8 protein-coding genes are annotated in these 9,200 nt (G+C 63.6%); 7 read left to right on the forward strand and 1 reads right to left on the reverse strand.

What is annotated here, in order from left to right:
• Positions 1 to 116: 116 nt before the first annotated feature.
• The 7 genes from QMG61_RS17080 to QMG61_RS17110 all read left to right on the forward strand — a co-directional run bounded on the left by QMG61_RS17080 (position 117) and on the right by QMG61_RS17110 (position 8,546).
• Positions 117 to 692, forward strand: coding sequence for a DUF4396 domain-containing protein (locus QMG61_RS17080; protein WP_283495537.1), 576 nt, complete (start codon positions 117 to 119; stop codon positions 690 to 692).
• An 804-nt stretch (positions 693 to 1,496) separates the two neighbouring features.
• Complete coding sequence (locus QMG61_RS17085) at positions 1,497 to 2,042, forward strand: PP2C family protein-serine/threonine phosphatase (RefSeq protein ID WP_283495538.1); 546 nt, start codon at positions 1,497 to 1,499, stop codon at positions 2,040 to 2,042.
• Positions 2,039 to 4,495 carry an OpgC domain-containing protein gene (gene opgC / locus QMG61_RS17090; protein WP_283495539.1) on the forward strand — a complete coding sequence of 819 codons (2,457 nt, stop codon included), beginning with the start codon at positions 2,039 to 2,041 and terminating at the stop codon, positions 4,493 to 4,495. The genes QMG61_RS17085 and opgC overlap by 4 nt, the downstream gene beginning before the upstream one ends.
• Before the next feature lie 62 nt (positions 4,496 to 4,557).
• A complete protein-coding gene (locus QMG61_RS17095; protein ID WP_283495540.1) occupies positions 4,558 to 6,519 on the forward strand; it encodes a glycosyltransferase family 2 protein in 1,962 nt (653 codons plus the stop codon).
• A complete protein-coding gene (locus tag QMG61_RS17100) occupies positions 6,516 to 6,848 on the forward strand; it encodes an STAS domain-containing protein (RefSeq protein WP_283495541.1) in 333 nt (110 codons plus the stop codon). The genes QMG61_RS17095 and QMG61_RS17100 overlap by 4 nt, the downstream gene beginning before the upstream one ends.
• Positions 6,841 to 7,254, forward strand: a complete 414-nt coding sequence (locus QMG61_RS17105; protein ID WP_283495542.1) for an ATP-binding protein — start codon at positions 6,841 to 6,843, stop codon at positions 7,252 to 7,254. The genes QMG61_RS17100 and QMG61_RS17105 overlap by 8 nt, the downstream gene beginning before the upstream one ends.
• A 92-nt stretch (positions 7,255 to 7,346) precedes the next feature.
• Positions 7,347 to 8,546, forward strand: coding sequence for a PP2C family protein-serine/threonine phosphatase (locus QMG61_RS17110; protein WP_283495543.1), 1,200 nt, complete (start codon positions 7,347 to 7,349; stop codon positions 8,544 to 8,546).
• Between the two features lie 128 nt (positions 8,547 to 8,674).
• On the opposite strand, the gene QMG61_RS17115 is transcribed toward QMG61_RS17110, so the two are convergent.
• The coding region (locus QMG61_RS17115; protein ID WP_502847059.1) for a glycoside hydrolase family 26 protein at positions 8,675 to 9,200 on the reverse strand (526 nt) is incomplete at its 5' end.

Raw genomic sequence — 9,200 nt, forward strand, 5'->3', positions numbered from 1 at the left:
GGGCGCAACCAGGAACCCCAGTGGAACACTCACGGCATCGAGGCCCAGCCCTCAACCGCGCCCGAAACCCAGAAACCCAATCAAACCGAAATCACGATTCCACCAGCGGTCGACCGGTGGATTCAGGATTAAACACGCACGCATTCGGCGCCGGAGACGGACCTGTCCCCGACGACGATCGCGTTCCCGGACACCCGCACCGGGATGGAAATTCTGGAAGATGCGATGTCCGACTGGCCTGCGTTCCCGGGGCCGCTGCCTCGACTGTGGCCCATCTCGTCGGAGTTCCTGTCGTTTTCGGCGCCGGATGGACTATCGCTGGCCTCACCCTCTGGGCAGTAGCCCTCTTCATCCTGGTTCTGGCCACGGTGCTGCTGTTCGTATTCGAATTAGCAGCGTCGTCCAACGGGCAGCCCGGAAAGACCTCCGGCCTGAAAATCGGCGCCACAGCGCTGGTCGCCATCGCCACGGTCATCCTCTTTGACATCGGCATGGTGGGCTGGATGGTGTTCCTGCACCTCAACAACTTCATGCCGCCACCAACGGACATCGTCTTCACCTTCCAGATGCAAATCGGCATGATCCTCGGACTGATCACCGCCTACCCTCTCGTAGCCTGGCTGACCCGACGGCGCACCACCGCAACCACAGTCGAGCCCGGGCTCGGCACTCCGGAACTCGTCCGCCCCTGACCCCAGACATGGTGGGCCTGCCGACGATCCCGAAAGCAGGCCCACCGGTCAAGCATTGCATCCTGGACACCCACGAAACAGACCCACAGGGTGGCCCGGGCATCCACCGGATACCGCTCACATCACGACGACCTGGCCCAAGTTCACGGCCTTGTCGCAAATGTCGCGGGTAGGCAAACACCCGCTTCTTCAACGGTCTTGAAAACCGACCTGGGAGCCGGGCGAGTTAAAGATGCCCGGCTGCTAGGCTCGGTGAAAGCACGAGGAACCGGGGCACCAGCGCCTGCGCCCGCTGATTACGATATGGGGGAAGGACGCGGATGCCCAACGACCTCGGTCCGGATTCGCCCCTCAGAGTAGTCGACGCGTTCCGGGTGATGGGATCCCCGCCGGAGGAACGATTCGACAGGATCACGCGAATGGCGCGTGAGTTGTTCGGGGTGCCCGTGGCCGAAATTCATTTCCTCGACGACGCCACAGACTTTACGAAGTCGCCACAGGAACCGAACTGGCCGGTCTTGTACCCCGCAAGGGCACCTTCTGCGACGCGACGCTGCAGAAGAAGGCCATGCTTGTAATCCGGGGCCTCAGGGGGGACCCGATGTTCTCTACCCACGAGTACGTTGTCGGGGCCCCGCATGTGCGGTTCTACGCTGGCCGCCCCCTGAGCTTCGACGACGGATTGCAGCTTGGCACAGTTTGTCTCTTCGATTTCGTTCCGCGGGAGCTGAGCGTCGGGCAGCGGGTAGAGCGTGAATTGCGGGACTCCGCCGACCGGGACCGGCGTCGGAGGTCCAGGCGAAAATGTTCCCCGCTGCGGTCCGGCATCCGGACGGCTACGATCTCGCCGGTCTCTCGATTCCGCGGATGCAGATCGCCGGCGACCTCTACACCTGGCGTATTGGCGATCGGTTTATCGATATGACTCTGGTCGATGTGATGGGGCAGGGAACGGCGGCGGCGATCCTCGCCGCGGGTGTGCGCTCCGCGTTCCATGCTCGGGCCGATGAGCCGCCCGCCGAGTTCGTCGACGCCGGCCACGGACTCACCGTGCTGATCCGCGCGGACGGTTCGTTCCAGCGGCTCGCGTCCCGCGGACTACCCCTTGGCATCTCGGAGGGCGGCGGGTGGCTGACGCAGACGGTCGGCCTCGTGCCCGGCGACTCCCTCGTCTCGTTCACCGATGGCGTGCTGGACCTCTATGACGGGACACTGCACTCCCTTACGCAGGCGACGGATCTGGTAGGAGCCTCGGCGAGCACGGACGAATTCTTCTCGGCTGTGCGTTTGCTCGCCGCCTCAGGCCAGGCGACCGACGACATCACTGTCCTGGTCGTAACACGCACGTGAGCGACTCAGCGCGTCGCCGCCGCGGATCGTCCGGCCGATTCTTCCGGCAACTTCTGGCCATCGCGGTCGTCGCAGGTTTCGCTGTTACGGCCGCGCCGGCGGCCGCCGCCGAGACTGAGTCGCTGTTCTCCCCGGAATCGGGGGCGTACTTCGGTTCGAGCCTTGACTGGAGCATCGACAGTGCCGCTGAGCAAACCGACCGTCTTGGCCGCTCTTCGGGCGTGCTGGAACATGTGGCTTCCGTGCCGATTTCGGACGCGGAGGCCACCTACCTCGCGCAGTTCATGCGACAGGCAGAGGAAGCGGGCGCCTTAGCTGCGGTCACCCTCCGTCCGACCGGAGACCTGGGTGCGTTCGATCGGCAAGCTGCAGAGGCCGCGGTGAATGCCCTCGCCGGCGCACGGCAGAAAGAGGCCCTCCCGCTCTACGTTCGGTTCGCGCCGGACATGAACGTCAACTGGGTGCCTTGGGGGCAGAAGCCGGCGCAGTACGTGGCAGCTTTCCGCGTATTCGCGGACGTTCTGCATGAGGACCTCCCGGACGCGGTCGTGGTGTGGTCCCCCGCAGCGGGGGGATCGTACCCGTTCGCCTCCGCCCGATCCACCGACGACGCCCTCCTCGACACAGACGGCAGCGGCACCCTCGATTCCAGGGACGACCCGTACGGTCCTTTCTACCCCGGCGATACCTTCGTCGATTGGGTCGGCCTGTCCGCCTACCACGACGTCAGCGGTGGCGGCGCCCCGCAAAACGCCGTTCCGGTGGACGGTGAACTCGACTCCGACCTCCGCGGTGGCGGTGATCTCGACTTCTACGACCGCTTTTCGGCGGCGGGCGGCAAACCATTGATGCTGGAGACGGCAGCGTTCTATAGCCCGGGAGCTGGCGGTTCGGGAGCGTTGGAGATCAAGCGGGCCTGGTGGCGGCAGGTGATCGCGGCGACCTCCGACGACGCCTATCCACTGATCGACGTCGTACTCTGGCGCGATTCCTCCTCCGCGCGAGCCGTGGTCGGCGAGGTCGTCATCGATTGGAGCATCACCGGCTCGGGTGAGACCGTGGCGGCGTTTAGTGCCGACGCCGCCACGAGCGATCTCGTGTTCGGTCCGCTCTACACACCGTTCGTTCCTGCGTCCCCTGTGCAGGCCAGCGGGGGAACAATCGACGGCGTCGCTGCCTGGATCGTCATAGCTGCGGTATTCTTGGCGGCGGTCGCGCTGACCCTGTGGGGGTTTTCGCGCGGACGACGCGGTCCCCTCGCCTACGACGGTCCGCCGAACCGTGACCTGCGCATCGACATGCTCCGAGGTGTTGCGATCGTGTTCGTGGTGGTCAACCATGTTGCGCTCCTCTCCGTCTGGCAGAACGTGACGCAGGAGGCGATCGGCATGGTCTCGGGTGCCGAACTTTTCGTCCTGCTCTCCGGCGCGGTCCTTGGGCTGGTCTACCGGCCGAAGGTCCTCGGCGGCGGGATTGGAGAAGTGACACTTCGCACGGGCCGGCGGGCGTGGAAGCTGTACGTGACGACCGTCGTTGTCGTCTTCGTCGTCGGGATCGTGAGCCTGATCGGTTTCGTGAACTCGACGCCGGCGACCACTTACGTCGACCAGGGCACCGGTGCCGCTGGAAGCGAAGCGACCGGTCGCGTCTACAATCTCTACGCCAACTTCGAGAGCATCATTCGCTATCCGGTCGACCCGTCTGTCATCGTCGACATCGCACTGCTGCGCCTGGGGCCCTGGCAGGTCAACGTTCTCGGGCTGTACGTGGTCATGCTCGCGATCGCACCGGCGATCCTCTGGGCGCTGTCGCGACGGCGATGGGCTCTCGTCCTCCTCGTGAGCTGGGCGGTCTACGTCGCCCAGTTCTTCCTGCAATTGCGCATCCTCCCCTCGCAGTTCGAGGACTCGTTTCCGCTTCTGACGTGGCAGGCGCTCTTCGTTACCGGAATGGTCGCGGGTTTTCACCGCCGCGAGGTACTGACGTGGTTCGCCACGCGCCGCGGGCGGATCGTCCTGGCTGTCTGTATCGTGGCAACCGTCGCTCTGGCGGTCTTTTCGTGGAACAATCCCTACCTTTCGAGCGCCTACGACGTGCGTCTTGGCCTCGTACCGGCGAATGTCTTCTCGGACGTCTATTCCTTCGCCTTCGAACGGACCACGCTTGATCTTGGACGCGTCGTGAACGTGTTCGTCGTCACCATCACCGCTTACGCTGCATTGAGTGTGCTCTGGAAGCCCGTGAATCGCCTTTTCGGTTGGTTCTTCATTCCGCTCGGCCAAGCGACGCTCTACGTCTTCATCATGCATGTCCTGTTCGTCCTAATCGTCGCCAATGTCCCGGTTCTCCGCGAAGGGAACACCTTGGTGAATTCGCTCGCCTACGTGCTCATCCTTGGTCTGCTCTGGATCATGGTGAAGACGCGTTTCCTGTTCGGGATCGTGCCCCGATGATGTTCGAGAAGCGGGGCCCGACTGGCCCCGGGACTGAGAGCACCCTTGCATCGCCGGGCCGGATGCTTCTGCTGCGCGTGCTGGTGCTCCTCACGATCGTCCTCGGCGTGAACTACGTCGGATGGCGGTGGCTGTACTCCTTGAACTGGGATGCGTGGTGGATTGCGGTTCCGCTCGTCGCTGCGGAGACATACAGTCTGATCGACGTGTGTCTGTTTGGGATGACGATGTGGCGTGCCCGAGGCCGACTGGCGCCCCCACTTCCTGCTGAGAATGCGACCGTGGACGTGTTCATCACGACTTACAACGAACCCATCGACATGGTGATGGCGACCGCAACTGCCGCTCGAGCCATCCGCTTCCCGCACCTGACGTGGATTCTGGACGATGGCGACCGTGCCGAGATGCGCTCAGCCGCTGAGGGCGCGGGCCTGGGTTACATCACCCGCTCGGAAGATTGGAAGGACCGCCCCCGACACGCTAAGGCGGGGAACCTCAACAACGCGCTCGAGCGCACGACGGGTGAGTTCATCCTCATCCTCGATGCGGACCAGATCCCGCGCGCGGAGATCCTCGACAACACGCTCGGGTACTTCAACGACGAACAGGTCGCCCTGGTTCAGACTCCCCAGGTGTTCTCGAACGTGGCCACGGGCGACCCTCTCGGAAGCCAGGCCCCGCTGTTTTACGGCCCGATCCAACAGGGCAAGGACGGCTGGAACGCGGCCTTTTTTTGCGGCTCCAACGCAGTTCTGCGCCGTGAGGCCCTCATGCAGCTGGGAATCGTGGGCTACGTCCGCGAAATCGATCGGAGTATCACGGCCGCGTTACGCACCGCGGCCCGCGCCGTGGCCAAGGCGCAGTCACACCCCGCCACCGCCGACACCGCGGTACGGGCAGCCCTCGATGACGTCGCCACGGCGATCGCCGAGGCACGAGCGGCCATCGGTCGTGGAGCGCCAATCGCTTCCGTCACCTACGATCTGCACCGCCGTGTGGACGCGGCGAGCTACTCCCTCGTCGCCTCCGATATCGCCGGCCTCGAGAACGATCTCGCCGAGATTCGTGCTCTCGCCCGGACCAGTGCGGGAGGACCCTCCGTCGACACCATCGTCGACATCGAACAGATCGTTTCGTCCCTGTCGGACCGCGAGTTCTCCCCGCTCAACGCCCTAGAATCCGTACAATCCGTCTTACAGAGCATCGCTATCGACCGACCTGGGGAGGCGCAGCCGATCATGCCGCTCGCGACCATCTCGGTCACCGAGGACATGGCGACCTGCATGCGCCTGCACGGGCTCGGCTGGAAGAGCGTCTATCACCACGAACTTCTCGCCGATGGCTTGGCTCCGGAGGACGCGGGGACGATGCTCACACAACGCCTGCGCTGGGCGCAGGGCACCATGCAGGTGTTCCTCCGCGAGAACCCTCTTCTCCAGAAGGCGCTCAGCGTTCCGCAGCGCCTCATGTACTTCGCCACGATGTGGAGCTACATCAGCGGCTACGCTGCCGTTGTCTACTTCGCTGCGCCAATCATCTTCCTAGTCCTCGGAATCCTGCCCGTCGCCTCGCTTGCCTTTGACTTCTTCATCCGATTTATCCCGTTCATGATCGTCAACCAGCTCCTGTTCCTCGTGGCAGCGAAAGGCACGCCGACCTGGCGAGGCCAGCAATACAGCCTCGCCCTGTTTCCTGTCTGGATCGAGGCCTGCACGAGCGCCGTCAATAACGTGGTGCTGCGGATCCCGCTCGGCTTCGCGGTCACGCCGAAGATCCGACAGGTGTCGATCGGCACGCCGTGGCGACTCATCCGGATCCAACTGGTTGTCATGGTCCTGTTGGTCGTGGCGATAGTGATGGGCTGCATCCACCTGTTCTTCAACGGCGCCGAGCCGATCGGGACCGGAGTCAACATCGCATGGGCGATATTCGATCTCGTGGTCCTGAGTGTCCTTTTCAGAGCTGTCGCATACCAGGGCTTTGAGCCCATCCCGAGTACCCCGCATGAGAAGGAGGACGCATGACGTTCACGACCGAGAAGATAGAACCAGACATCGCAATCATCCGAGGAGACGAGAAGCTGAACATGGTGACCGCCCCCGAACTTAGAGAGAGCGTCCGGCGGTCGATCAGTGGCGGGAACGCCAGAATCGTCGTGGACCTCAGTGCGATCACGTTCATGGATTCCTCCGGTCTCGGCGCACTGGTCGGATGCTTGAAGAGCGCACGGCAGGCGGGCGGCGATCTCCGCATTGCCGCGCCGAGCAAACAGGTCACGATGGTCCTGCAGCTATCCAATCTCGACCGCGTCCTCGCGAAATTCGACACACCTTACGACGCCTACCATGACTGAGCGCACGCTTCTCTTCCGCACACCCCCGGACAGTGTGGACGTTGTGCACGCGACGCTCGAATCGATCTGGGAGGAGCGGGGAGACATTGACGAGATGGACCGGATGATGTTTGACACGGCGCTCATCGAGCTGGTCTCCAACGTCATCCAGCACGCGTCGTCCACGACCACGATCGTGTGTCGGCTCGACGTCACCGCCGACGATAACGCGCTTCGTGCAGTGCTCGTCGATACGGCCGATCCGCCCGGGATCGACACAGGACGTCGTGAGATGCCGGATGAGTTCGCGGAGTCCGGTCGGGGTCTCGCGTTCATCCAAGCACTCGTCACCGTTTTCGAGTACGAACGCATGGAAGGCGGGAACGTCTGGACGATCACCAAAGACCGTTCGCCGAGCACCTCGTGACCGGGTCCACGACGCGTTCTCATTCGCTCCTCCAAACCATCGGTCGACGGAGGACCACCACTGTGCTCGGACTCGACTATCCGCCACCTCTGATGAAGCAAGCTCCGGTCGCGTTCCTCTTCGCGGTTGCCGTCGTGCTCAGCCTCGTCGTGCCAACCATCGAGGTCACGAACGCTACGGCCTTGATCGCCGCCGTTGTCGTCATGGCTGCGATAACTGCTCTGGCGGCGATCCTCCCGCGTTTCGATCCGAGCGGACGTGTACTGCTCCTCATTCCCGCGCTCGACTTCCTCGTCGTCGGAATCCTGCGCTTCGCTACGGGAGAGAGCGCGTCGATCTTCGCATCGCTGGCGATCCTGCCCACGGTATGGGTAGCCGCCTTGCCCGGACGCCGCAACGTCGCTTACGCGTTCCTCGGCGTCTGTGCGGGACTTCTCGTCCCCTTTTTGCTCGGATCAACTCTGGAGGAGAACCCCAACGAGTTGATGCGCGGAGTGTTCTCCGCCAGCGCCTTTGGGCTCGCCGCTGCAGTGGTCAACGATCTCGCTCGGCTTGCCCGCAATCATGTGGCCGACGTGCGTGCGCGGGAACAACTCGCCCTCCTCGAACTCGAAGAGGCGTCGGTGGTGCAACAGGCTCTGGTACCGAAGACCGGCTCGGGTGCGTCTGGCTACGACTTCGCCGGGATCTGCCTGCCGGCGAAGACGATCGGTGGAGACTTTTTCGACTGGTACAACGTGGCGGGAGGCACCGCCTTTACCCTAGGCGACGTCATGGGAAAGGGAGTAGGAGCCGGCATCATCGCCGCCGCCGTCCGCGCCGTCATACGGAGCGCCAGAAACACAGACGACCTCTCGGTTCCCCTCGACCGTGCGTCCGACTTTCTCGAGGCGGACCTCGGTGACACCGACTCGTTCGCGACCCTGTTCCACGCTCGCCTCGAAGAGACAACCGGAGTCGTCCGCTACGTTGACGCCGGGCATGGGCTGAGCCTGCACGTGCGTGCCGACGGCTCCTGGACCCGACTAGCCTCTCTGAACTTACCTGTCGGTATGTGGCGCGACGAGCCGTGGGCGATCGCGCAGGTGCTCCTGGAGCCAGGCGACGCGCTAATCAGCTGCAGCGACGGGATCCTCGACTTGTACGACGGGACGGTCGAGGCGCTGCGGCACGTCGCTGCGATCGTCGCGGATCGATCCAGTGCGAGTGACGTGGTCGCGCGCATCTGTGCCCTGGTTGTGGGCTCGGACGCGCACGAGGACGACGTCACGGTGATCATTCTCTCGCGTTGACGGCGCTCACTGAAATTCCCCAGTTCAAGACTGGGGAATTTCGCTGAGCGCCGTCAGCGTCCCGTTACCTCCTCTGGCAGCGCTCTGACCGACAAGTAGCCGATATCACACTGCCCGCCCAAGACGCCTCAGCACCAGGGCGCCAGAGCGGTCGCGAAGGACGCCGCGGACGTACACGAACTGGCAATCCGCCAGTCGACCTTCTTATTGTGGTCGAACCCGACGAATCCGGTCACGTCGCTTAGCGCGTTCAGATACGGAACCAGTGTCGTGTTCCATAGCGCCTTCAAGCCACCGGGCTCGGCCGAGGCCGTCTCGGCGGTCAGGATCGGCTTGCCCTGGGCGAGGGTACGAAGCTGACCGAGAGCGATCCCGAAGAGCGCCGAGGGGGTGGTCCACGAACTCCATGCCGCGGCGGTGCCCCAGTTGTAGCCCTCGATCGCAACAACGTCGACGTACGCAAACCCGGGGTACAGGCTCAAGAGAGCTGACGAGTAGCGCTTGATGGTAGCGCCAGTCCAGGCACCTGGTATGTGCTGTCTCAACTCTTTGTTTACAACCTGTCTCATGACTTTGTTGACACCATGTCTCAGCACCTTGTTTACGGGATCTCTCACGACCTTGATTACAGGTCCGGTGGCGGCGGAACCTCGG

Source organism: Cryobacterium sp. PH31-AA6, from assembly GCF_030063195.1.
Taxonomy (GTDB): Bacteria; Actinomycetota; Actinomycetes; order Actinomycetales; family Microbacteriaceae; genus Cryobacterium.

Bases quoted from the DNA above. Each gene is read 5' to 3' on its own strand.
- QMG61_RS17085 (WP_283495538.1), top strand. From the start codon at position 1,497: ATGTTCCCCGCTGCGGTCCGGCATCCGGACGGCTACGATCTCGCCGGT.
- QMG61_RS17095 (WP_283495540.1), top strand. From the start codon at position 4,558: ATGCTTCTGCTGCGCGTGCTGGTGCTCCTCACGATCGTCCTCGGCGTG.
- QMG61_RS17100 (WP_283495541.1), top strand. From the start codon at position 6,516: ATGACGTTCACGACCGAGAAGATAGAACCAGACATCGCAATCATCCGA.
- QMG61_RS17105 (WP_283495542.1), top strand. From the start codon at position 6,841: ATGACTGAGCGCACGCTTCTCTTCCGCACACCCCCGGACAGTGTGGAC.
- QMG61_RS17110 (WP_283495543.1), top strand. From the start codon at position 7,347: ATGAAGCAAGCTCCGGTCGCGTTCCTCTTCGCGGTTGCCGTCGTGCTC.